The organism is Pseudomonas sp. SG20056 (assembly GCF_031764535.1).
In the GTDB taxonomy this organism is placed as follows: Bacteria; Pseudomonadota; Gammaproteobacteria; order Pseudomonadales; family Pseudomonadaceae; genus Aquipseudomonas.
Genome location: NZ_CP134499.1, coordinates 1763107 through 1786297, shown reverse-complemented (window position 1 = coordinate 1786297; position 23191 = coordinate 1763107). Strand labels below are relative to the sequence as shown.

The window sequence follows — 23191 nt, the reverse complement described above, 5'->3', positions numbered from 1 at the left end:
CATGCGGCAGCGCCTGACCTGCGCCCTACTCAGCCTGCTGCTCTGCAGCGCGACGTATGCGCAAGTGCGCCAAGCGCCAGAACCGGAGCTGCGCACACTGCTGCAACAAACCGTGGCCCAGGCCGACAGCTTTCAGGATCGCTTCGAGGCCGAAGTCTGGCTGCTGGATATGTCCACACGCATTCGCCGCTATATCCCGGATGCCGAGGAACGCCTGAGCCTGCTACGGCTCGTGCATCGTGAAGCCAGCAAGGCGGGTTTGCGTCCTGATCTGGTGATTGCACTGATTCATGCCGAGAGCCATTTCGACCGCTTCGCCATTTCTTCGGTCGGTGCTCAGGGCATGATGCAGGTGATGCCGTTCTGGAAAGCCGAGTTGGGGCGGCCGCATGACAACCTCACCGACAACGCCACCAACCTGCGCTACGGCTGCACCATCCTCAGTTTCTATCTGCGCAAGGAAAACGGCGATCTGAATCGCGCGCTGGCACGCTATAACGGCAGCCTCGGCAAGCATGCCTATCCGGCCAAGGTGGTCGGTTTCTGGCACGACTTCTGGTACGTCAAACCCTAGGATGGGTGAGCGGCGCAAAGTACAAGGCACACATAACGGCGAACCCTGCGCGCCGCATAAGCCATCAACGACTCAGCGCCGCACAATAAACCCGGCAATTCCCTGTACAGCCTGCTCCTGCAATTCAAGAGCGGTAACCTGAGCGGCTTGCGGGCCAATCTGCAACCAACTGGCCAATTCGCTCACAGCGGCCTCATCCCCCTCAAACAGCACCTCAACCCGACCATCAGCCAGGTTGCGCACCCAGCCACTCAGCTCAAGGCGCTCAGCCTGCTCCGCTGTCGTCTGCCGAAAGCGCACCCCCTGCACATGCCCGCTGACATAACCATGCATGCAAATACGCGCCATGGCCTACTCCTGTGCCTTGAGCGCGGCCAGACGTGCTGTTAAGCCGGCTGCTGTTTGCTCGCCCAACAAACGCTCGCGCATCCGCCCCTGAGGATCGACGATATAGGTCACGGGCAGTACCTCTGCGCGTGGCAATTGATAACGTTCGGCCGGGTCCTGCGCCAGTACCGTGAAGGAAATGCCCATATCCTGCGAGGCCTGGCTCAATTTCTCATCCAGCAGCCCATCGAAATTCACCCCGAGCACCTGCACCGATTGTGCCTTGAGCTGTTTCTCCAGGGCGTTAAGCTCGGGAATCTCGGTGCGGCATGGCGCACACCACTGCGCCCAGTAATTAATCACTAACCACTGGCCTTCCAGGCGCTCAACCGCTACCTTTCGTCCATATTGATCGACGCCTATGTCTTCCGCGCACCCAGCCAGAATCAGACCTATGCCGACCCCTGCCACAGCACGAATGATCGCCTGGAAACGCATTCCCATGCATTCGCTCCCTGATTCGATAAGGTTGATATGACATTAGATGCCTTGCGCCTGGAAGTGCCAGACATCCTCGAGAACGACGTCGCGCCGCTGGCCGATCTCAACGAGCAACTGGCCCAAGCGCGCCTGCAGCCAGCAGAACAGGCTCTGCAACAGGTATTGAGCCTGCTCTTCAGGCTGAACCGCAGTGCCATGACCTTACTCGAAAGGCAGCGCGCACTGCAAAGCTTCAGCGATCAATACCGCCACTACAGCAAGGCCTATCAGGGCGAGACGCCGCCCAGCGCACTGTTTGTTCATCTGTGCGGCGAACTGGCGGTCGGCTTCAAGCGCCTGTTGCTGCAGATTCTCCAGGGGCGCCAGCCGTCACGTCCACATCTGGCCTGGTGCCTATACATGGCCCAGCACTTCCTGGCGCAGAGCCTGTTGCGGCACTACCAGCTTTATCAGGAACCACCGCCCAGCCTGTGGCGCGACAGCCACCTGCTGTACTGGATCGGTGAACATCAGGATTGCCTGGATGAACCGGTTGCCGCCGCATTCCTGCCGCAGCCCGCCAGCACCCTACGCGGCATCTACCAGCAGATGCTGCTACTGGCATTGAGTAACCCGTTCCACCTGGCTGATGGTGAATGCGCACTGCTGTTTGGCGCCCTCTCCCCTCTATCCGGCCTGGCTCGCCTGCTGCCCTGGGATGAAGACGAAGACATCGAAGGCCCGACAATCGACCTGACCGAATCTCAACCCTGCCTGAGTTACGACCAGGTTGCCGAAGGCAGTCCGGCCTATTTGCGCCGCTTTGAGCTGGGCGCTCTACTGGTCGCCCTGCATGAACCCGCGCCACTGCAAAGCCAGGCTGAGCGTCAGGTGTTGGAGCGTGTACAGCAACACTGGCTGGGACGTCAGCAGCGTCGCCACGCCCGTGCCGACCACAGCTCCACATGCGAGCTGGTGGTTGGGCTGACGGGCATCCATGCCCAACTGCTGGAACAACGACCTGCCCGCACTGCCGCACAGATGCTCGACGCCAGCCCCGGTGGCGCCCGACTGCTGTGCAATGCCGATCAAGCCGTTCAACTCTCGGTTGGTCAACTGGTGCTGCTGCTCACCGGCAGCGACACCCCGACCCTGGCCCTGGTGCGCTGGCGCCATCTGAACAGTGAAGGTCTGCACCTCGGTCTGCGCTATTTGAAAGGCCTGCCACGCCCCGTGTGGTTGCGCCGTGCACCCAGTGCACAAACCCATCCCGGTGTGCTGCAAAGCACACCGGCACCGGGTAATGGCTGGCACCACGGGCTATGGCTGCCCAATGGACAGTTCGTCGAAGGGGAAAACGTCTGGTTGCAACTGGCCAGCGCACACAATCAGGCCATTCTGCCGCTGCCTGCCGCCAACCTGATGACAGCCTCGGTCACCCGTTACCCGATGCAGTTGGCTTAAATGGGTTTGCCGTTACGCTAAAACTGCGAGAAAGGTCACGCCGAACATCGGCCAAGCGCACAGTTTCATCGGGAAGGCTCCACTTATAATTGATCGCACTCACGCATGATGCGATCTGTTATTACCCTGGAACACAACCATGACCCAAGCCCTCGATAAGTTGGTCGGCCCCGTGCCATCTGCCATCGTCAATCTCGCCCGCTTACAGGTCACCCCGTACGAAGGGCGCGTCGCTGAATTCAACGTAGCCGCCTGGCTGCACCTGCCAGGGCTGGCCAACCTGCCCGTATCCCTGTTGATCAGCTATCGTGACGGAACCACCCGCCGTGAAGTGATGGTCGACCACGGCAAGGTCAATCAGCACAGCAAGATTCTGCTTTCCAGCGTGGCTCGCCTGCCAGTGAAGCAGAAGATCGAAGAAATGCAGGTACGTCTGCGCTCTGCCGTTCCGGCCACCAGTCTGGTGGTTGAGGAGCTGTTCGTACAAGCAGTCGAACTGCCCCAAACCGATAGCCGCCAAGCACTCGCCTGATGGCACTCAGCAACACACAAACCCCGCGCACCGACGCGGGGTTTTGCATTTAGCGCGAGAACATTCCAGCCGGCCCACACTTGGCGTCGGAATCAGGCTGCACAACGGCTTCAGATGAGCCTGCAACAACTGACGACTCAGATGGACTGGAATTGACCAAGGACTGCGGCCAGCTGCTGAAGCGCAGGCCGGTAATACGATTGAGGCGCTCGAGTGCCTCTTGCGGATCACGCTGATACAGATGAATCACTTTGCCTTTAGTGGCTGTCATAACGCCTTCACACTCCGCCAATCCCTGCCCTGCTGGCAACCTGATCGCTATCTGCAGGACAGATAGCCAGAAGCGTGCCAGCTTCCCTTTAACCGCGTTTGGCGACCTTCATGGTCGCCGTGCCATCATGCGCCATCAGCACAACGCCGCAAACTGACGTTTTACGTCACTTTTCCGACTCTGACTCTGGTTGCAACCACGCTGCCAGGTCTTCGCCAAATAACGCAATCTGCTCTTCCTGCAGCTTCACCAAGCCACTGCGCAGCGCCGGATACCAGACCTCATCGAGCTGCTCGGGCAGGTTCTCTGCCCTAGGCAGCGGCCAGGGACTATGGCTCAACAGCTGCTGCAGTGAATAATGGCCAAGATCGCGACTCAACACCCAGGTTCCAGAACCGGTCGGGGCGATTAGCTTCTGCTGCTCAAGAAACACCAGAATCTCTTCCCATTCATGCTCAGCCAGCGACCAGCCCTGACGCTGCACATCCAGCAAGCGCACTTTCAAACCCGATTGCTGACGCTCATAGAACACCCGCAGCACACCAAGCACCATCAACAGACGCGGTATCGCACGCTTGCGCCATTGCTGGGAGAACCCCAGGTTACAGACCAGTTCGGCGCCAAACAGCACAATCAGCCAGGACAGATAGATCCACAACAGAAACAACGGCACCGTGGCAAATGCCCCGTAGATCAGCTGATAACCGGGAAACAGGCGCACATACAGGCCGAATAGCATCTTCGCCACTTCGAACAGCACCGCTGCAAACAAGCCACCCAGCAATGCATGGCGAACGGGGACCTGTGCATTCGGCACCGTGGCATACAGCAGGGTAAATGCCGCCACACTGAATAGCAGCGGCATAAATTTCAGCAGGGCCTGGGCACCGATCAGTGCATCCGGCCCGGAGATCAGCGACAGCGATGTGAAGTAAGTGCTGATAGCAAAGCCACCCCCAAGCAGTAACGGCCCCAGGCTGAGGATCGCCCAGTACAGCAAAAAGCTCGACACACCACGGCGCGGCTGGCGCACACGCCAGATGGTGTTGAAGGTTTTCTCGATCGTAACCAGCATCCAGAATGCCGTCGCAGCCAAGACTGCCACACCGATCCAGGTCAGCTGGCGCGCCTGGGTGGTGAAGTCACGCAGGTATTGCTGCAGGGTTTCACCTGCAGAGGGCACGAAATTGCGGAAGATAAAGCTCTGAATCTGCTCTCCAGTATCCTGAAACGCCGGAATGGCTGAGAGCATGGAAAAGGTCACCGTCATCATCGGTACCACCGCAAACAGGGTGGTGTAGGTCAAGGCCGCAGCATTGCTGGTGCCTTGGTCGGCGATAAAACGCTGCAACAGAAAACGCCAGAACTCCAACAGATTGTTAACACGCTGCAGCATGCCCTCTCCTTAGCCATTTGCATCCCCGCAACCTGCACTCCAGGCGCAGGCGTGAATGTCGTTAGCGGTTAGAATAGCCGCCATCGAAGGTAACCGGCGACCCGAACATGACCGCTATGACGCTCTACCATAACCCGCGCTGCTCAAAATCGCGCAGTGCATTGCAATTGCTGGAAGATCGCGGCCACAGCCCAACTATCGTGCGCTACCTGGAAACACCGCTGAGCGCCCCCCAGCTGCAGACACTGCTGGATAAGCTCGGCATCGGCCCACGGCAACTGCTGCGCACTGGCGAAGATGAATACAAAACCCTCGGCCTGAACGACCCGCAGCTAACCGACGCACAGCTGATCGCGGCCATGGTTGAGCAGCCCAAATTGATTGAACGACCCATTCTGGTCGTCGGCGACAAAGCCGTCATCGGTCGCCCACCTGAAAATGTTCTGGAGATTCTGCCGTGAGCGCACCCTACATTCTGGTGTTGTATTACAGCCGCCATGGCGCAACTGCCGAAATGGCCCGCCAGATCGCCCGTGGCGTAGAAATGGGTGGCCTCGAAGCGCGCCTACGCACCGTGCCTGCCGTATCGAACGAATGCGAAGCAGTGGCTGCGGACATCCCGGCCGAAGGCGCGTTATACGCTAGCCTGGATGACCTGAAGGACTGCGCCGGCCTGGCGCTCGGCAGCCCGACCCGCTTCGGTAATATGGCCGCACCACTGAAGTATTTTCTCGATGGCACCAGCGGCCTGTGGTTGACCGGCGGCCTGGTCGGCAAACCGGCAGGGGTATTCACCTCAACCGCCAGCCTGCACGGCGGCCAGGAAACCACCCTGCTGTCGATGCTATTACCGCTGCTGCACCACGGCATGCTAATCACTGGCCTGCCCTACAGCGAAGCCGCACTGCTGGAAACCCGTGGCGGCGGCACGCCTTATGGCGCCAGCCACCATGCCGGCGCCGATGGCAAACGCGCCCTGGACGAACACGAAACGGCCCTGTGCCGCGCGCTCGGCCAGCGCCTAGCGTACACCGCAATCAAACTGGAGAGTGTCCGTGGCTAGAATCGCCAAACCGCTGCCCAGCCTGGAATGGCTGCAACCGCGCCTGAACATCAGCCGCGTCGCCAGCCTGCTGAGCTTCTTTAGCCTGACCGCCCTGCTGCTGGTGTGGAATCTGCACTACGCCAACATCCCGGGCAAACTGCTGTGGGTCATCCTTGGCCTGCAAATGACCCCGCTGCTGCTGCTGACCCCTGGCCTGCTACTGGGCAACGCGCGTGCGCATGCCTGGGCCTGCTTCGTGGTCAACCTGTACTTTATCCAGGGCGTACTTGCCGCTTTCGATCCAAGCAAAGCACTGTATGGCTGGCTACTCAGCCTGCTCAGTTTCAGCCTGTTCTGCGCAGCGCTGATGTACACCCGCTGGCGCTTTCAGTACGAACGCAAGCTGGCCGGGGAATAGCGGCGCACTCCTGACCTCAAAGCAACACACGCAAGTGCCGTTGCTTTGAGGTGGGCAGTTACCAGCCCAGAGTTTCCTTGAGGAAGGGAATGGTCAGCTTGCGCTGAGCCTGCAACGAGGCCTGATCCAGACGCTCAAGCAATTCGAACAGCGCACTCATGCTGCGCTCACCGCGAGTCAGGATAAAGCGCCCAACCTCATCACTGAGGTGCAGGCCACGGCGCGACGCGCGCAATTGCAGGGCGCGCAACTTGTCCTCATCGGACAGCGACTGCATCTGAAACACCAACGCCAAGGTCAGGCGCGATTGCAGATCCGCCAACCTGATTGGCAGCTCACGCGGCGAAGTGCCTGCAGCCAACAACAGACGTCGCCCGCTATCACGCAGACGATTGAACAGGTGGAAGAGCGCCTCTTCCCACTCACTGTTACCAGCCACAGCATCCAGATCATCCAGACAGACCAGCTCGCACTGCTCAAGGTTATCCAGCAGCGCAGGGCCGTACTCGACCACTTCGCCTAACGGCAGATAAACCGCTGGCTCACCACGCTGCTCAAAACGCAGACACGCCGCCTGCAGCAGATGGCTGCGCCCAACGCCCTCCCCCCCCCACAGGTAGATCAGGCTTTCGGTCCAGCCAGCTTCGGCCTCACACAGCCGCTCGACATAGCCGAGGGCCGCCGCGTTGGCACCGGGGTAATAGTTAGCGAAGGTGGCGTCATCACGCAGACGCACACCTAAAGGCAGTTGTATGGGTGTCATGCTGGGTTGGGCGGCTCGTCGGAGCCGTTGGCTGGCTCACCATAAAGATCAGAAAGTTTATAGCCTTCCGCGCGCTAAGTCATTGATGGATAACGCTAGTCTTTACTGGTCGTTCCCAGCCCCCTGCCCGTCCGGCTTTGGGCTTTATCGACCAACACTGGCAAGTGATTTCGACAGTTTTTCGACACGTAACCTCTCGCCGCTTGAAAGCATCACTCTGTAGGCGCTGGCCCAACGTGAACACCCTGCTGGCCTAACCTGACACCTTGAACCGAAAAAGCCTGAACACCCTGCTGGTGAAATTGATACATCTAGCGTTGGAGACAGATATTCGAGAAATGATGGGCGGGCACTGAAGAATGAGAGATACCCAGTGCCCTGTACTTTTTAATTCCTATGGTGTACATCAAGAAATGAACGAGCTCGATCAACTTTATCCTGAGCTAGGTCGTCATATGCAAGAAGCTCTTATCAATTTTAAAATGCCCAGGATAAAAAGCCAGATCCGCTAACTAAGCTCCATTTCTGTTATCAGCTATCATATGACAAACAAGTGGCTGAAGTTATAACTCCCTGACTAGCCCAGACCTGAAGGCCCAGGTCAAAATAATCGTAAGAGTTTTTTATATCACCATCATCAAACTCTACCGCACTGCCTACCTCATCCGCTACTCGTCCGACAAGCGCACCAAGTTCTAGAATGGTTGCCCCTATTAAATTTAAGCTCTTGTAATAGAACTCACCATAAGAAGTAATTGATACAACTAGGCCGTCAGAAACGTCTATGTAAACATCTCCTGCCTTGTCTATGTATGAAACCCATCCATCTGCAGGGTCCGAATCCTCATCATATATAAATCCTAAAGACAATATATATGCATCTATCGATGAGCCGATTTTTACAGGACCCAAGCTCTTGTTTGGTGTCCAATCCCAAAGAATATTCATCGTTTCCCCGCTCGACTGTGCTCTTCGCCTTTTGCTTTTCTAGCAGCGTCGCGCTTAATATTTTTAATTTTTTGTTCTATTTTCTTTCGCTCATTTCCTGACGCATTTCGGCTTTGCTCTTCAAGTTCCGCAATTCGGTCGTTGGCTTTATCTTTTGCGCGTCCACCATCGCCGTGTTTTTCATTCTTGCCGCTATCCTGCGCTTTTAATAAAGCACCAACTCCTGAAGCTATTAGCTCAGTCTGTTGACGCTGCAGGTCCTGCCACGCATCGGTTAGATTAGGTGCTATGTCTGTACATGCTTGGGCTACCGCTGCCGCAGCACAGTACCAGCCCCGGCATACCGTCGGGATTACAGACGTGCCACTCAGTCCGTAGAAATCGAGGTTTGTATTGGGATTCCCTTCTACATACCCGTAAGTATTCAGTCCGCCATCTAGCCCAATCGGGTCACTTTCGACGTAGCGCCCGGTCTCGGGGTCGTAATCGCGGAAGTAGTTGTAAACTAATGCTAGAGCTGTCTTTCCCTACTGCACTCACACCTCGATTCATAAAAATATCAATTAAAAATAAAAGTCTCCCGCTTTGTTGGAATTACAACCCATCCATATTGACCATGAGCATTTAAACCCCAAGAAATTGCATGTCCTGCTCGAGCTTATAGAACGTATGTAGTTGTTTATTATCCCAGACCATTAAATTTAGCTTGCTAACTTCATCTTCGTCAAGCAGTGCTTTAACTCTGATTATGTGTTCAGCCTTGCGATCGTGATGCAATATCCCTTGCTTTATTGAACTCGCCTCGTCTGGGGTGAAATTTGTACGCTTAATCATAATGGCTTTTCTTGGGCTGATAGGCCAGTAAATTTCTACGTGCTTTTCCTCTATAGCAAGCATATTCTTTACAGGGTTATCGCTAGTTATAAAATTTATTATAGTGTTATTTTCTATCACCTCGATTTGGTAAAGCTTCTCGATTAGGCTCAATGTAATCTGCTCGGAAATTATCGCAGAATAAAGCGTATCAAAGTCCCTGAAGCTAATACCCTTCTCTAAAAGTAGAGGTTCCAACAGTTCTTTACTTTTTTCTTTTGTTTTGGTGGTCCTTGAAAGCTGTAGAATTACGAAACGCAGGATGTCCTGATAATGATTTATATTAAACTCTTCATATTTATCTTCGAGGACAATGGTATAAGCCTCCTGGACCTGACTTTCAAATACCCCATAGAACTCTTCAATTATATTTTGTTTAAATACCTCTAATTTGTGCGCATCGGCCTCACTCATCTCCATCCTTGATAGAACTTTAAATTTATGGCAAGCCTCTATTAGCGATTTAAGAAGTCCCTTCATAGGCTCAGCCGTCTTCTCTGCGCCTTTTAATAATATTTTCCGCTCAGCGTCCTCAATCCCCTCTACTCTGTACATGTGATTCATGTGGGCTATATTTAGCGAAGTCGTAGTAAATGAGCCTTTTTCACCTCTTGCGGAAATCATCCCATCTTCGTTTGCCCAGCGATTTAGATAGAACTGGCTAACAAAATGCTGTTTCTTGGTTTTTTTATTCATATTTCCCTCTATTCATTTAGTTGCTAGCGCTGAGCGAAAATAGCGGTCTTCTTTTACCTGTAACTATCAAGGATAGTGCTTGACGGCTAGAGGTTCAATGATTCTTCAGGCAGGCTACGTCAGTAGACACAAGCTTCCTTTTCTGGAATTCAGAAACTTTCAGGACTGTGCAACCGTGATCGATTATAAAATAGTTAATTACCTAATTATTAAAATAGTTAATTACCTCATTATTAAAATATAAAAACGCACTTATCAGCGATCTTTGGTCAAACTTAATTCAGACTCTTGGGCTGCAGGATGTGTCTTACTGTACACACTCTGAAGATCCATAATGGTCACGTGAGTGTATATCTGGGTGCTTTCGATGCACTGGTGCCCCAGCATTTCCTGTACATAACGGATGTCCGCCCCGTGGCGCAGCATATGCGTCGCTGTCGCGTGTCGGAGCGCATGGCATGAACCACTTTTGCCGATGCCGGACCGACGGATGTAACCACCTACCATCGTAGTCAGTTTGCTCTTCTGAATGCGCTTTCCTGTTATGCCTAGAAATAGCGCTTCACCGCTAGCCATTGTCGTCAATTTGCTACGAAGTTCCTTGAGGTATTTTTCAACCCAGTCGAGTGCCCGCTCTGCAATGGGAACACGCCGGTCCAGGCCGCCTTTACCTTTCCGGACGGTAACGACCTTCTGCTTGAAATCCACATCTCGGATATCCAACCCAGCCAGTTCTGCTCGGCGTATTCCTGTGGCGTAGTAAACCTCCAAGATCGCCCGATCCCTCAACCCCATGCGCCCCCTCGTGGTCGTCTGATGCAGAATCGGAGCAATCTCATCTTCGTCGGGGATCTGCTTGGGTATCTGGCGAGGAGCCCTGGGCAACGGAAATCTGGAGTAGAAATCCGACTGCACAATGCCGAAGTAGTGCAGTCGCTTGAGCAGGCCTGTCACGGCCATTAACCGCATACGCTGTGTTGCAAGCTCCAGAGGTTCGTGGTCCCCCGGCTTGCGATAGCGGTACAGGTGTTTGCGATAGCGCTCCAACAGATCCAGATCGACCTGCGAAACATCGCTGATGCCTTGAGGCTCGCACCAGAGCACAAACATTTGCAGCACTGTCGTCTTGGCATAGGCCGTCGCATCGCTTTGACCACGAGCCAGGCAGTCATCCACGTAAAAGGTTACACACGCGGACAGGCCGGTTGGATAAGTCTCATTAGTCATAATCACCTCCCGTTCTCTTCGGAAACACTAATGACTCCTTCAGCAGGAGTGAGAGCTCTTTGGCGGGGTCGCTAACCGTAAGGGCAAAAGCATTGCTATCTACACCCTGCGGAAACAGAACGAAGCGCACATCGATGTCGTTGTCAGTAAGCAGGTAGGCAATTCGCCTAGCCTCATCCAGCTCTGGCCGCGATGAACCAAAGGCGAGATACACCAGCCTGACCAGACAGCTTTTTAGGATGCTCAGGTGCTCATCGTCAAATCCAGCGAACCCCAGGATGGCAACCACGTTGCGATATCCATGGCACCACCAGGTCAGTGCTTCTATCGGGCTTTTACAGAGAATCAGCTCAGGGAATTCGAACAGCACCTTCTGGTTGAAGAAACCGGCTTGCTCAAGGTGCCAGTGGACGTGGTAGGCCGAGTGCGCTGTCAGCTTGGGTGTGATCCGACGACCATATCCACCCAGTATCCGCCCGTCCTGATCGAGCATTGGAAACACTAGCGCGCCACGAAACAGCTCATGCCCTGACACCTTCAGTAGACCGACACGTTGCAGCGCACCTCTGACTGTTTCCTCCTGAAGGTAATTCAGCTTGTGTAGCTGCAAACCCAATGTGCGATCCGCAAAACCCAGCCGAAACTGGGTCAGCAGATCGGCATGGCAAAGGCCTCTGTGCTGCAAAAAAGTCAGGGCCTTGGTATGGCTGCGTAAGCTCTCGGTGTAGTAGTCGACCACCTGGCCAATCACCAAACCATCAGCCATGCCGTCGTTGTAGGTACAGCGAACGATCGGTTGGTGAATCACTACATCCTGGTTCTGAGTTTGATGGGGTTCGTACATGGCTAGCCTTCCCCATCATCGAGGCCACGCTTCTTGCGCATGGACTCGCCTCGCAGCTCAACCTTGTGCGCGCGATGAACGATGCGATCGAGAATCGCATCCGCAAGCGTGGGTTCGTTGATGTAGTCATACCACTTGCTCACGGGGAGCTGAGCAGCAATCAGAATGGCACCGGTACCCGTACGGTCGTCGACAATCTCCAGCAAATCCTGGCGGCCGATATCAGTCAGAGGGGACATTCCAAAGTCATCAAGGATTAGCAGATGACACCTGGCGATTTTGCTACGAAGGCTGGAAAGGGAGCCGTCGGCCCGAGCAATTTCAATCTCTTCCAACAGTCGGCTGACGCGGTAATAAGCGACAGACCAGCCGCGGCGAATAGCCTGCATGCCAAAAGCACAGCTGAGCCATGTTTTACCCACGCCGGTGGGGCCGGTAATCAACAGGTGCTGGTGACGTTCGATCCAGCTGCATTGTCCCAGCGACAACATTTGTGCTTTGTCCAAACCTCGCCGTGGCCTGTAATCGACATCCTCAAGGCACGCACTGCGGACTTTAAGCTTCGCCTGCGTCAGTAGGCGTTGCTGGCGGCGATTGTCGCGACAGTAGCACTCGGCCTCCACGAGCAGCGCCACACGATCACTAAATGGGAGACTCTGAAAGCCAGGGCTGTCTAACTGGGCCTCCAGCGCTTGAGCCATTCCATTCAGCTTAAGCTCCCGGAGCTGCTGAATCGTTTGCTGTTCATTCATGGCAGCTCTCCCCAGCGTAGTAATCGGGGCCGCGTACATTGGCGTGGGGCGGGATCAGAGTGGCTGTGGGGTGCGTGGAGCTGTGCAGTTCATCCAAACGGTGCTGCAGGATCGAGCGTAGGCTTTTGACCGTCGGTGACTGAATGGCCAAAGCGCGCGCGCAGGCCGCTTCGAACCGGGCGTTCCCGTAGTGCTTGGCCAGGTGCTGCAGATTTTGACAGGCCTTGCTGCCGGCGATGGAGAAATCGTTTTTGCCCTGGAACTGAGCCTGCACGACCTGCGCAGTAGCCGTACCTAAGCGATAGGCCCACTCCAAGTAATGATGAGCGGTACGTGAGGCATAGACCTGGTGAGACTCTGGGCGATGGTTGGGGTTCGTTGTCGCTGCTCCAGGCGTGTCATCGCGCGGGTGGATTGCTACCCGCTTGTTCAGGTGAAAAATTGAGATTGTTGACGGACTAACCCGCGCCTCCACTTTCTCACCGACCAAGCGCCAAGGGACGGAGTACGCGTGATTCAGCACATAGAGGTGATAATCGGGACCCACTTTCTGAGCTGCCATCCATTCGCCGTATTCGTACGGTTCTGGTGGCAGCGGCTTCAGAGCGGGTTTATCCAGCTCCTGGAATCGTTCGAAACGATTACCGGGCAACCGCTTGAAAGAGCGCCGATTCAATTGCTCCAGCAACTCAGCCAGGGCAGCGTTTATCTCCTCCAGGCTGAAAAATTGCCTTCGGAGTAACCGCATTGTGATCCATTGGGTGACCAGCTTTACGCCGAGCTCGGCTTTCGATTTGTCCTGGGGCCTCCGAACCCTAGCTGGCACCACCACGAATCCATAAAATTCGGACAGCTCTTGATATGTCTTGTTGAGGACTGGCTCACTGCCCGGAGTCGTCACCGCCGCCTTGAGATTATCCGGAATAATTGTCGCCGGCACGCCGCCGAAAAATTGCAGCATCCGGTTGTGGGCATCGATCCAATCGCAAAGCCTCTGGCTGGCACTGGCCCAGGAAAACGTGTAGCTGGAGCAACCCAGCACACCGACGAAGACCTGAGCCTGCCGCAGCTTGCCTTGCTCCGAGTCAAACCACGGAATAGTCTGGCCTGCGTAGTCCACAAAGATGCAGTCACCGGCATAATGAACCAGCCGCATTGTGATATCGATCTTGCTCAGGAACTCGCGGTAATAAAAAGTGAACTGCGAATAGCTGTAAGCAGCCGCCTTAAGCTGGTCGCGATATTCCTCCCAGAGCTGGATAAGGGTCTGGTGTCTGGCTTGCATCAGTTTATGAACGGCAATCCAGTCCGGCATGACCTTGCCATTCTCTTGCTGTCGGGTGCCGTGGAAGAAATTTTTAAGCCGGTTATCGTCCATTTCTTGGACTGTTGCCCAGCACCACTGATTGGCATCAGCGACGGACAGAACCTTCCCTGCAGTACCGACGGAGATGCCAGTCTGTCTGGCGATTTCCCGTTGGCTCATTCCAGCGCAGCAGCGTAGCTGCAACACCTTACGATATGTTTGTGCCTGCATGACCGTACCCTCCACGAGGTCGGCTCCAGCTATTCAAAGGGCAAGCTGGGCCGGCATCGTTAGACGCAATCAAAATCGGGATACAGAGAGGCCCCAAAGCCAGCGGCTGGACACTGGCTCTCGCTTGACAGACCGGGCTTCGGGGATAAGACTGATGCAGTCGGGTGTTCAAATCGACTGTCGCAAAAGGCCTCCGGGGTTACCGCCTCGGGGGCTTTTTCTTATCCGCGCCTCGCTGTGTTTGTTACGCGCGAAGTAGCTAGCTCATTTAGGATCACCTCCTTGCTCACGATTGAGTGAAACGCCGAACTTGGCGCTAAAGCGCTGCTCGGCCAAATGGCGGGCAACGTCCTTCACCAACGCGTATTTCCCGCGCCGGTATTCCAGGTCAAAAAGAGGGATTGCAACCGTGTTGCGTACCAGCGATTGCCGAAACGCCTCGCGCGACGGATAGCCCAACGCGCGCAGTAACTCATCCCCGGTCATCACGGGGCCATGGCGACCCAGCAAATCGCTCTCAAGGCTGTTGGCCAGCTCTTCAATCAGCAGGGCTTTCTCGGCAGCATCCATCGCGGCAAATCCAAGTCGTTAGTGACTAAGCGTTACGTAATTTCTTGGAGTTTAGCCACCCTCGAAACCTCCGCACTTCGTCGCTTTTTTCTGAAAAGTCGCAATACATTCAAAAACTGAGACTAAATTTTCTAACTGTAGTCATATGGACTAAGGCTGCTCCAAGTTGCAGGCGTGGATACATGTCTCGCGTGTATCCGTTTCACAAGGCACTCCCCCTTGAACCGTTTTTTCATATTATCCAATCCTGTAATAGCTATTCGCGGCAGGTACTATGTGAATGTGCTGCTCCGGAGGCTAGGCGTTAGGAGGGTTGCACAAGTTACTTCAGCTCTCATTGAGATGGCGGGCTATGAGAACGCCACTATATATTCTAAATATCGCGCCGACTTTTATCGCTATATGAACGGTGGGAATATAAAGAACGAGAATCTTGTAAAGGCGGTCGACAACCTGCTGCCGGGTACTGCGAGAATTGTTCACCACCCAATCTGGTCGTTACTCTCGACTCGCGGTGCCGAAAAGGAAGTGCTAATAGAGCTGGCTCAAAAGCTGCAGCCGAACCTTCACCAGTTCCTTCTTAAATATGATGAAGATACTTATGCTATAGATCTCAGAAGTCTCTCAAAATACCGTGGGTGGTTCAGGTCTGGATCGCATTTTTTACGTACGATTGATCTGCGCAGCCTAGATGAACTCGCCGCTTTGGTGATCGCAATTGAATCTCATGAAATGCGAGGCGAATATAATGTTTCTCGACTTCTAAGAGAATTAACAAAAAGCTTCTTTGTGGAACTCAGCTTGATGGCTGAATTCGATGAAATAATCGAAAAATTATATGAAGAGGTACACAGAAGAATTAGCGATGTTATATGTGGCGAAAAATGTGATGGAGAGATGTTCCTTATGTTTGCTCAGATACTGGCTCTAGAGGATTCTGAGTGGATGCTTAAAATTATTAGAAAAGTCTCAGCTGGCCGGGCAAGTCATGATGGTAAATACAGTGAAATATTGAGATGTAATCGGGCTGCCTAAGTCGCCTCTGGCTACTGAAAATATTTAACCTATAACAGGCGGCGAGTATTTTTTCACCGAGTTACATCAGGAGCGTTAATTGGACCGACCACGGTGCGCCAGTGAAAAAGCGCTCCAATAAGCTCGATGTATCAAAAGCCCATTAGAGAAGCAGTTATGCCAGGGATTCCAGTTACTCTCGGACTGTCGATGTCAGTACACGGCTGGTTAAACGCCCCCCGATGAGAGGCGATTAGCCGTGAACACTTGTAACTATTGGTGGCCGCGGCGGGTTCAAACGCGTATCCAGGCGCAAGCGCTCTTGCATAACCACCTCATACTTGCCGGTAGCTAACTCGGGGTTCATGAGTAGATTCCAGCTGTGTGGGTTCACAGAAGAAGGCACCAACAGGAATGGATGTTGGGCAAGCAAGGTGTCGCCAAATTGCTGCTGGCCACCACTGGGAGTTCCAGGAAAAAGCCAGTTTGGGTTCGGAACAGACTGGTCGTCGATAGTGAGAACAGACGATAAATCTGTAATCCGTGCACAGGTCAGCATCATCCGCACAGTATCTAAGGACTCGAAGCCTTTATGCACAGCAACTTCTAGGATGGCAGTTGACGAGTCCAGGCTGCCATAAACCACTCGAACACCTTTCGAGTTCCACCGGCCACCGACCTTCTCGGCACCAATCCCGCTATCCCATGTTGCCCCAAACTCTTCAGGGTCCAATCTCCAAATGAACAGGTCGCCGCTCCCTGGCCTCATGATCATTGGTAGACCCCGTACTCCAGGCGGGTCAGGAACTCACTCACCAGTTGCGTGCCGATTGAGTTATCCAGCAGGTCGATGGGTCTCCTGCCATCAAGGCCGATGGCAGGTTTTGACATCCATGCCTCTGCAAGCTCGGGGGTACCGATCACTCTGATTGCCTGTTCTAGGATCTGAGCGCCCAGGAATGCTCGGGCACTCTGCTCTGAGTTCAATGGCTCTGCTGGTTTCTGCTGACGTCGCTGAATGGTTCGTTCAGAAAGGCCTGTCAGAGCCATTAGCAGATAGTCGCTATTGAACATCTGGAGCGACTTCGTGAACTCAGTGAGGGCGGCAATCGTGATCCCTTCTTTGGTCACGCGATACACCGCGCCCAGATCATCAGGCGAAGCTCCGCCATTGAGAAGGCTGGCCACCAGCGCACTCTTGGAGATATCTGTACTCTTCCCTTCGAGCGTGGCTTTGTAGCGCTTGGCTGCGTAACTCGTTTTAAATAGCACGCTCTTACTTTTTACGACGCCTGCTTTGGCTTTTCCGGCTCTGCCGGGGGCTGCCGCTTCCATAAGCACCTCCCTTTTTCGTCACGTGACGCTGAATATTGCGCCATGTGCCGAAAGTGTGCGCCTGTTTCAGAAGCCACGCCAGTACCGTTCGGAATACAGCTAGTCGCTCGGCCTCACTGGTACTGAGGTCGGACCATTTCATTGAGGGGGTGACCAGCCATTTTTGCAATTAGCGCGATGCACCTGCTTCGGAAGGGTGCACTGCGCTTTAATAAACTCAGGTTGAATTTCTGGAAAACGAGCGTTTGAGTCACGAGCTTTGATAAAACTGCGAAGGGGAATACGCCTTCTCTGTACTATGCGTACAATTTGCTCCTTGGAGATCTATGAAGATACTCGAGCCTGGCCAGATATATAGCCGTCAAAAAGATATTAACTCCGTGTATGGAGGGTCTCCTCAAGGCGGAATTGTGATACCTAAGGAGTCTCCTTATATATTTTTATTTACAAGAGAGCGCAGGAATCTCAAGGACAGTGCAGGGTTCACAGATGGAGATACATTCATATATACGGGCGCGGATCAGCGCGGCAATGTGGTAATGAGTGGAAGCAATTTAGCTATATGTGACCACCAGAGCAATAACAGAAGAATTCTATTATTCGAGGTTTTTTCCAGGGATGAGTCAAAATTCCTAGGGGAGTGCAGGTATTCAAAGCATGTCCTAACACAGCACCCCGACATGCAGGGGAATTTAAGAGATACAGTAGATTTTCACCTAAAATTCATTGGTAAGTACGATCTCGAAGATAGCCCACCTTCCTGCGTCGCTCTCCTTCGTAGAGCTTTTAGTGACGAGCTCGCAAAACGAATAGCACTCGACCCTGACTATCTTGATCAGATTGAGTGGAGAGAGCTTGAGTATGTTCTGCAGTTAACCCTGGAGGGAATCGGGTTTGATTCAAAAATCACTTCGGCCGGAAAGGATGGTGGAAAAGACATTGTCCTTAAATGCATTTTCGGTGAAAAGCAGTACACTTACTTTGTTGAGGTAAAGCATTGGAGGTCAAAAAAGAAAGTTGAGAGATCTCATCTCAGTAACTTTTTGGAGGTTATTATTAAGGAAGAGGTTGATGGGGGGCTATTTCTATCGTCCAGTGGATATTCTGAGCAATCCATCAGTCTACTCACTGAAATTGAACGAAGTACCTTTAGACTTGGTGAAAAAGAAAAAATCTTCTCGCTATGCAAGCGCTACACGAAGTCTAGGCAAGGGGTAATGTATCCAGAAGGCGGCATAATAGATCTCCTTTACGAAGGTACTATTTAACTCATCTTATTTCTCAGCCAAAAGTAGCGATTCGGCTGAAAATTAGTCAAAAGTTAAGCATCTGGTATTGGCCGATAGCTACCCTTGATTAAGACCACAGTCACTCCAGCTCTGTCTGCCTGAGCTTGGTACTGGCTAGTCTGATTAAAGTTGGTCAAGGCTTGGTTCTCAGTGACAGAAATTTACAAGTAATAATTTTTTGTCGCCTTAAGTTTATTTATGCGGGTGACAAGCCGATGCCTTACCTTTTTAAATCTAGATTTGTTCTCCGAAACCAAGCTTATTGAAAAGTATAGGTCGAAGTACTCAAAAAGCCTGGTGTTGTTCTGCTCTCTAAAGCGGAACTTTATTTCCTTGCGTGTTATTATGTTGTTCGTTTCCTTCATGAGTGCGTCAAGTCTTAACTTTCCGTACTCCTTATACTCGCTTTCCTTAAGTGCCGCCAACGACCGTTAGCCGCATGTGACCACTCGATGCCAAGCTAAGGATGGCAAAATGCTTTCACTAAGAGCAGTATCCATACTAACTATCAGGGATCTAGGATGGCACCCGAATGCTGTGGTCAGTAACAATAACAATCGACGCGCGAATCTACCCTGTGCAGGTGGCCCAAAAAGCAGCCTACGCCTTGGCCGACTCGCTCTCGATTCTGATTCAGCAATCCTCAGAAGGCTTTGATCTTCTCGTTAGCCCCGCAGCACCCACCATTGTCCTTACAGAATCCGCCGCTCGGATACTAATCATCCGCACCCTGAATGATTTTGCCTTGCGCGAGCAGGTGTTTAAAGAGACTTCAGGCATCCGTGAATTGCTGGCCCGCACAGCCCTTAAAGAGGCAGGTGTTTGAGCATGCAGGTCCAGTTGATTGCCAAAGAGACGAACTATCGTCTTTTGCCATTTCGCTTCCTGCGTATGGATGATGGGCGACAGGATGGTGTGTTAGTGACGGCAGAGACGGGCGAATACCTGTTCCTCTCAGATACCGAACTGAACCAACTCGTACACAAGCAGATTGATCGTCATACGAACCTGTACCGAGACCTGCTTGCACGCCACTTCATTTACGAGCCTGGTGTACATGACCCCTTGCCGGAAATGGCTGCCCAGTACCGTAGCCGGAAAAGCTTCATGTTCGGAGGTCCCGCGCTTCATCTCTTCGTCGTCACACTGCGTTGTAACCACACTTGCCAGTACTGTCAGGTCTCACGTGCACCGGTTGGTGGTTCTGGTCACGACATGTCCGCCGAACATGCGGCTCATGCAGTAGATCGTTTGTTCGAATCCCCGTCCCCCGTGCTAACAGTTGAGTTCCAAGGTGGTGAGCCCCTTCTAGCATTTGATCGCATCCGGCAAGTAATTGAGTCTGCTCAGAGGCGAAATGAGGTTGAGCAGCGCAGCATCCAGTTCGTCATCAGCAGCACCCTGCATCATTTGAGCGAGGAGATCCTCGACTTCGCAAATGAACACGGCGTGCATTTTTCGACGTCTCTGGATGGCCCAGCTTTCCTACACAACGCCAATCGTCCGACACCGGCGAAGAACTCTTATGAACGCACCCTTGATGGCATTCACAGGGTGCGGGAAAGGCTAGGGCATGACAGAGTTTCCGCACTGACCACGTTGACTGCGAGGAGTCTGGAGCACCCACAGGCGATTATCGATGAGTATGTCGAGCAAGGCTTTAACAGCATCTCACTACGGCCGCTGAGTCCCTATGGCTTTGCCAAAAAGTCGGAGTCACGACTGGACTACTCAGTAAGCCAGTACACCGACTTCTACAAGAAGGCACTGACATACCTTATCGCCGTTAACACCCAGGGGGCCTACTTGTCCGAAGGCTATGCCTCGTTGTTGTTGACCAACATCCTGACTCCATTTTCTACGGGCTACGTAGACCTCCGCTCGCCGGCAGGAGCAGGCTTAGGAGCCCTGGTATACAACTACGATGGCAGTGTCTATCCCTCGGACGAAGCGCGGATGCTGCTGGAAATGGGTGAGGATGGGCTTCGGCTCGGTGCCGTTAGCCAGCCCTTGAAAGAACTACTCACGTCCCCCGTGATCAAGCTGCTCCTTTCCGCGGGTGTGGCAGAGGCACTCCCAGGCTGCTCCGACTGCGCTCTGGTTCCTTACTGCGGAGCCGACCCTATTGAGCACTATGCTCGCCAAGGAGACCCGATCGGTCACCGAGCATTCAGTGCATTCTGCCAACGAAATATGGAGCTACTGACACATATATTCCGATTGCTGCGCGATGGCGATGAGCAAACCAGGCGCGTTCTACTGTCCTGGGTCTCACGTCGCTCGCTTGCTGACCTTCCATCTGCTGGATACAAGGGGTGAGATGTGCTCAGGCTTGATACGCAGTTCGAAATTCACAACCTTTCCAGCACAAGGCTGTTCAAGGTGATCACCCCTTCAGAGCTAATCGAGAAAGGGACCGCCGCCTGTACTGGGTCGACGGGCTTTGATGACCTGATGTTGTGGATAGAAGCCCCGGACGCAACCAACCTGCAACTGCTGTCGTTACCGGTTGGAGGCTTACTTTTCCCAACAAAGACCACGCCATCGAATGCATTCTCTGGCCCTCAGCTCTACAACCCCCATGATTCCCAGGTAGTACAACCAGGTGATGTGATAGTCGTGTCTCCTGGATCACCGGTAGTGCGAGTGTTGTATCGCCGTGGCTCCAACAGCAACCTGCTGTTCATGACCGACCGTTGTAACAGCCTGTGCCTGATGTGTTCCCAGCCGCCGAAGGACATCGATGACGCTTGGCATGTGGAAGAAAACCTTCGGCTAATAGATCTGCTCGATCCGGGTGAGGAGCAGCTTGGAATCAGCGGTGGCGAGCCGACGCTATATCGCGAAGGGCTGCTGCAAATCCTCGCGAAAGCCAAGGCCGTGCTCCCAGAAAAGTCGCTGCACCTCCTCAGTAATGGCCGCCTACTACACGACAAATCCTGGATTTCAGATTTGCGGCAGGTCAATCACGCCCAGCTGACCTGGGGTATCCCGCTTTATGCAGACAATGCCAGAGACCACGACCATGTGGTTCAAGCCCCTGGCGCATTCAGTGAGACGATGCAGGGCATCTACAACCTCGCCAGGGCAAACCAGCGAATAGAGATTCGCGTGGTACTGAGTCGACTGACCACACCCCGGTTGCCCGAGCTTGCACATTTCATCTTCCGAAACATGCCGTTCGTTGAGCATGTGGCCCTTATGGGGATTGAAAACATGGGGCTTGCTAAGAAGCATTACGAAGAGCTCTGGATCGATCCGGTCGACTATCAGGAAGAGCTCAGTCAGGCAGCGCACTTTTTGGACGCACGAGGCGTGGCAGTGTCGGTGTATAACCTACCGCTCTGTACTCTGAGGCCGTCACTCATGCCCCTCTATCGACAGAGCATTTCGGACTGGAAAAATCTCTTCATCGACACCTGCCAAAGTTGCGCGGGTATTACTCGGTGCGCAGGATTCTTCAAGTCACACTCTGCCCGCTGGCAGAGCCGAGGAATTCATTCACTCACTGCAGACGAATTCGCTGAATACGCAAGGAGAGCATCATGAGGTTGCTTACTCGCTGGAAGCTACTGATCGGCCAGACTATGGCACTAATTCCCATAGTGAGCACACCGCTTGCCCATGGGAACCAGATGGCACTTGAAGGGTTCGACTGGAGCAAGAATTCCAATGATGAACCGCCCGTATTCAAGAACACCCTTAATGCGGAGGACGCGGTAAACATCTATGCCGCGCATCGTTCACATAGTTCTCACAGATCCCATAGCTCACACCGCTCTCACTACAGCGGTTCAGGTGGCTACAGTGCACCTCGGACCGTTTACTCGACACCGGCGACAACACCTCGGCCAAGTACTATCTACGACAGTTCTGGCTCTGGGACCAGTTACGGTAATGGCTCCAACTTGAACGGCTCGACTACCAGATCCCTGAACTCCATTACCCAACCCACTACAACACCCCAGCGGGTTAAACCCGCTAGCAACGATCTTGCCGAGCTTCTTGCACGTGTGCAGATGGCACTAATGGTCAAACAGTATTACACCGGCCCGCTGGACGGGATGATGGGCAAACAAACTCGTGGTGCAATCATGGCATTCCAGGCCGATTCGGGACTTGAGATTAACGGTCGGGCGGATACGCCAACTTTGAATGCCCTAGGCATTGCGATTCCTTAGGGAGGTCCGCATTGCTATTTAGGCATTGCGGCCACTAATACACATAGGTAGTTAGCCATAACGCTGCAACAGAGCGAATTAAAGTGGGTCACCCACCAAAACCGCAGCACCTACGTCCCCCTCACAGTCTTCTTGAGGCATCCATTCCAGGCTTGCCGTTTTGTCGTTCAGGCTTACATAGAGGTTGCGGTCGATACACTCCTCCATCGCGCCTTTGGCTACGGCGTGTAGTAACGAATCAGTCCACTCCACGACCTGGTAGCTAAACACTTGGGCCTCGATGTCCTCGCCTTCATCGTGGTGCAGCAGGTTGGCATATGCCTCACTGCACGCGGTTTTGGCTGCATTGCAGCGAATCTCGATGGCGTTCTTGCCGGGCTGTTCATACCCTGCGACCGTTTTCCAACTCCCCCAAATTAGCAAATTCCCTTGATGCTCCTGCACAGTTAGTCGCGGCACTGTTATGGCATGGGACTGTTCAATTGGTGCGGGAGACGCGTACCAAAGGGCCGCATAAGCAGCCACCAGAGCAGAGGCAAGTGAAACAGTGAGGTAGCGAAGAATAGGCATTGTCGAGTTCCTTTCGAGAGTCTGGCTGTCCTAGCCGCTTATTAAAAGGTGATTGCAAGGCATCACTGTAGCCTACGGCCTATGT

General features: G+C 53.5%; 28 protein-coding genes and 1 pseudogene. 13 read left to right on the top strand and 16 right to left on the bottom strand.

Annotated features, from left to right (window positions below):
• Nucleotide 1: 1 nt before the first annotated feature.
• On the top strand, nucleotides 2-574 hold the full coding sequence (locus RHP75_RS08595; protein WP_311091417.1) for a transglycosylase SLT domain-containing protein: 573 nt from the start codon (nucleotides 2-4) through the stop codon (nucleotides 572-574).
• Nucleotides 575-646: 72 nt separating this feature from the next.
• Here the strand turns inward: RHP75_RS08595 and RHP75_RS08590 are convergent, their stop codons facing one another.
• Together RHP75_RS08590 and RHP75_RS08585 are read right to left on the bottom strand one after the other, a co-directional pair.
• On the bottom strand, nucleotides 647-922 hold the full coding sequence (locus RHP75_RS08590) for an acylphosphatase (protein WP_311091416.1): 276 nt from the start codon (nucleotides 920-922) through the stop codon (nucleotides 647-649).
• A gap of 3 nt (nucleotides 923-925) precedes the next feature.
• Nucleotides 926-1405: a TlpA disulfide reductase family protein gene (locus RHP75_RS08585; RefSeq protein WP_257779281.1), complete on the bottom strand. Its 480-nt coding sequence runs from the start codon at nucleotides 1403-1405 to the stop codon at nucleotides 926-928.
• A 30-nt stretch (nucleotides 1406-1435) separates the two neighbouring features.
• On the opposite strand from RHP75_RS08585, the gene RHP75_RS08580 reads away from it, so the two are divergent.
• Entirely contained in the window at nucleotides 1436-2845 is a 1410-nt protein-coding gene (locus tag RHP75_RS08580; RefSeq protein WP_257779282.1) for a PilZ domain-containing protein, read from the top strand.
• Between the two features lie 139 nt (nucleotides 2846-2984).
• The gene (locus tag RHP75_RS08575; RefSeq protein ID WP_311091415.1) at nucleotides 2985-3377 is read left to right on the top strand and encodes a hypothetical protein; all 393 of its coding nucleotides are present in this window, start codon (nucleotides 2985-2987) and stop codon (nucleotides 3375-3377) included.
• Between the two features lie 49 nt (nucleotides 3378-3426).
• Here the strand turns inward: RHP75_RS08575 and RHP75_RS08570 are convergent, their stop codons facing one another.
• Nucleotides 3427-3648 carry a hypothetical protein gene (locus RHP75_RS08570; RefSeq protein WP_311091414.1) on the bottom strand — a complete coding sequence of 74 codons (222 nt, stop codon included), beginning with the start codon at nucleotides 3646-3648 and terminating at the stop codon, nucleotides 3427-3429.
• A 166-nt stretch (nucleotides 3649-3814) separates the two neighbouring features.
• Nucleotides 3815-5044, bottom strand: coding sequence for a virulence factor BrkB family protein (locus RHP75_RS08565; protein WP_311091413.1), 1230 nt, complete (start codon nucleotides 5042-5044; stop codon nucleotides 3815-3817).
• A 107-nt stretch (nucleotides 5045-5151) separates the two neighbouring features.
• On the opposite strand from RHP75_RS08565, the gene arsC reads away from it, so the two are divergent.
• From arsC to RHP75_RS08550, 3 genes are read left to right on the top strand one after another with little or no spacing between them, the layout of a single operon-like run.
• Nucleotides 5152-5505: an arsenate reductase (glutaredoxin) gene (gene arsC, locus RHP75_RS08560; protein ID WP_311091411.1), complete on the top strand. Its 354-nt coding sequence runs from the start codon at nucleotides 5152-5154 to the stop codon at nucleotides 5503-5505.
• Nucleotides 5502-6107 carry an NAD(P)H:quinone oxidoreductase gene (wrbA, locus tag RHP75_RS08555; protein ID WP_311091410.1) on the top strand — a complete coding sequence of 202 codons (606 nt, stop codon included), beginning with the start codon at nucleotides 5502-5504 and terminating at the stop codon, nucleotides 6105-6107. The genes arsC and wrbA overlap by 4 nt, the downstream gene beginning before the upstream one ends.
• Nucleotides 6100-6507 (top strand): DUF2069 domain-containing protein, encoded by a 408-nt coding sequence (locus RHP75_RS08550; protein ID WP_311091409.1) that lies wholly within the window; start codon nucleotides 6100-6102, stop codon nucleotides 6505-6507. The genes wrbA and RHP75_RS08550 overlap by 8 nt, the downstream gene beginning before the upstream one ends.
• Nucleotides 6508-6565: 58 nt before the next feature.
• Here RHP75_RS08550 and hda read toward each other — a convergent pair whose 3' ends face one another.
• The 5 genes and pseudogenes from hda to RHP75_RS21200 all read right to left on the bottom strand — a co-directional run bounded on the left by hda (nucleotide 6566) and on the right by RHP75_RS21200 (nucleotide 10582).
• Complete coding sequence (gene hda / locus RHP75_RS08545) at nucleotides 6566-7270, bottom strand: DnaA regulatory inactivator Hda (RefSeq protein ID WP_311091408.1); 705 nt, start codon at nucleotides 7268-7270, stop codon at nucleotides 6566-6568.
• 531 nt (nucleotides 7271-7801) lie between these two features.
• Nucleotides 7802-8218: a hypothetical protein gene (locus RHP75_RS08540; RefSeq protein WP_311091407.1), complete on the bottom strand. Its 417-nt coding sequence runs from the start codon at nucleotides 8216-8218 to the stop codon at nucleotides 7802-7804.
• A 365-nt stretch (nucleotides 8219-8583) separates the two neighbouring features.
• Nucleotides 8584-8727: pseudogene (locus RHP75_RS21205) on the bottom strand (RHS repeat-associated core domain-containing protein); the annotation flags it as partial.
• Nucleotides 8728-8842: 115 nt separating this feature from the next.
• Nucleotides 8843-9787, bottom strand: a complete 945-nt coding sequence (locus tag RHP75_RS08530) for a DUF4238 domain-containing protein (RefSeq protein ID WP_311091405.1) — start codon at nucleotides 9785-9787, stop codon at nucleotides 8843-8845.
• Nucleotides 9788-10042: 255 nt separating this feature from the next.
• A complete protein-coding gene (locus RHP75_RS21200; protein WP_409079728.1) occupies nucleotides 10043-10582 on the bottom strand; it encodes a tyrosine-type recombinase/integrase in 540 nt (179 codons plus the stop codon).
• A gap of 201 nt (nucleotides 10583-10783) precedes the next feature.
• On the opposite strand from RHP75_RS21200, the gene RHP75_RS21195 reads away from it, so the two are divergent.
• Nucleotides 10784-11089, top strand: coding sequence for a DUF2607 family protein (locus tag RHP75_RS21195; protein ID WP_409079714.1), 306 nt, complete (start codon nucleotides 10784-10786; stop codon nucleotides 11087-11089).
• Here RHP75_RS21195 and RHP75_RS08520 read toward each other — a convergent pair.
• From RHP75_RS08520 to RHP75_RS08505, 4 genes are all read right to left on the bottom strand, one after another.
• Complete coding sequence (locus RHP75_RS08520) at nucleotides 11007-11858, bottom strand: hypothetical protein (protein ID WP_311091401.1); 852 nt, start codon at nucleotides 11856-11858, stop codon at nucleotides 11007-11009. The two genes, RHP75_RS21195 and RHP75_RS08520, sit on opposite strands and share 83 nt — an antisense overlap.
• 2 nt (nucleotides 11859-11860) lie before the next feature.
• Nucleotides 11861-12610, bottom strand: a complete 750-nt coding sequence (gene istB, locus RHP75_RS08515; protein ID WP_311091399.1) for an IS21-like element helper ATPase IstB — start codon at nucleotides 12608-12610, stop codon at nucleotides 11861-11863.
• Nucleotides 12603-14147, bottom strand: a complete 1545-nt coding sequence (gene istA / locus RHP75_RS08510) for an IS21 family transposase (RefSeq protein WP_311091397.1) — start codon at nucleotides 14145-14147, stop codon at nucleotides 12603-12605. Before istA ends, istB begins: the two co-directional genes overlap by 8 nt.
• 264 nt (nucleotides 14148-14411) lie before the next feature.
• Complete coding sequence (locus RHP75_RS08505; RefSeq protein ID WP_311091396.1) at nucleotides 14412-14717, bottom strand: hypothetical protein; 306 nt, start codon at nucleotides 14715-14717, stop codon at nucleotides 14412-14414.
• A 219-nt stretch (nucleotides 14718-14936) separates the two neighbouring features.
• Between RHP75_RS08505 and RHP75_RS08500 the strand changes: the two genes are divergently transcribed.
• Complete coding sequence (locus RHP75_RS08500) at nucleotides 14937-15752, top strand: hypothetical protein (RefSeq protein ID WP_311091394.1); 816 nt, start codon at nucleotides 14937-14939, stop codon at nucleotides 15750-15752.
• 232 nt (nucleotides 15753-15984) lie between these two features.
• Here the strand turns inward: RHP75_RS08500 and RHP75_RS08495 are convergent, their stop codons facing one another.
• Both RHP75_RS08495 and RHP75_RS08490 read right to left on the bottom strand, forming a co-directional pair.
• The gene (locus RHP75_RS08495; protein ID WP_311091393.1) at nucleotides 15985-16506 is read right to left on the bottom strand and encodes an RES domain-containing protein; all 522 of its coding nucleotides are present in this window, start codon (nucleotides 16504-16506) and stop codon (nucleotides 15985-15987) included.
• Nucleotides 16503-17066, bottom strand: a complete 564-nt coding sequence (locus RHP75_RS08490) for an antitoxin Xre/MbcA/ParS toxin-binding domain-containing protein (RefSeq protein WP_311091391.1) — start codon at nucleotides 17064-17066, stop codon at nucleotides 16503-16505. Before RHP75_RS08490 ends, RHP75_RS08495 begins: the two co-directional genes overlap by 4 nt.
• 326 nt (nucleotides 17067-17392) lie before the next feature.
• Between RHP75_RS08490 and RHP75_RS08485 the strand changes: the two genes are divergently transcribed.
• From RHP75_RS08485 to hxsA, 5 genes are all read left to right on the top strand, one after another.
• Entirely contained in the window at nucleotides 17393-18334 is a 942-nt protein-coding gene (locus RHP75_RS08485) for a restriction endonuclease (RefSeq protein WP_311091389.1), read from the top strand.
• Nucleotides 18335-18887: 553 nt separating this feature from the next.
• Nucleotides 18888-19181, top strand: a complete 294-nt coding sequence (gene hxsD / locus RHP75_RS08480; protein WP_311091387.1) for a His-Xaa-Ser system protein HxsD — start codon at nucleotides 18888-18890, stop codon at nucleotides 19179-19181.
• A gap of 2 nt (nucleotides 19182-19183) precedes the next feature.
• A complete protein-coding gene (hxsB, locus tag RHP75_RS08475; RefSeq protein ID WP_311091386.1) occupies nucleotides 19184-20674 on the top strand; it encodes a His-Xaa-Ser system radical SAM maturase HxsB in 1491 nt (496 codons plus the stop codon).
• A 3-nt stretch (nucleotides 20675-20677) separates the two neighbouring features.
• Nucleotides 20678-21904: a His-Xaa-Ser system radical SAM maturase HxsC gene (gene hxsC / locus RHP75_RS08470; protein ID WP_311091385.1), complete on the top strand. Its 1227-nt coding sequence runs from the start codon at nucleotides 20678-20680 to the stop codon at nucleotides 21902-21904.
• Nucleotides 21901-22536 carry a His-Xaa-Ser repeat protein HxsA gene (gene hxsA, locus RHP75_RS08465; RefSeq protein WP_311091383.1) on the top strand — a complete coding sequence of 212 codons (636 nt, stop codon included), beginning with the start codon at nucleotides 21901-21903 and terminating at the stop codon, nucleotides 22534-22536. The genes hxsC and hxsA overlap by 4 nt, the downstream gene beginning before the upstream one ends.
• Nucleotides 22537-22614: 78 nt before the next feature.
• Here the strand turns inward: hxsA and RHP75_RS08460 are convergent, their stop codons facing one another.
• Nucleotides 22615-23106, bottom strand: coding sequence for a hypothetical protein (locus tag RHP75_RS08460; RefSeq protein ID WP_311091382.1), 492 nt, complete (start codon nucleotides 23104-23106; stop codon nucleotides 22615-22617).
• Between the last annotated feature and the right edge of the window lie 85 nt (nucleotides 23107-23191).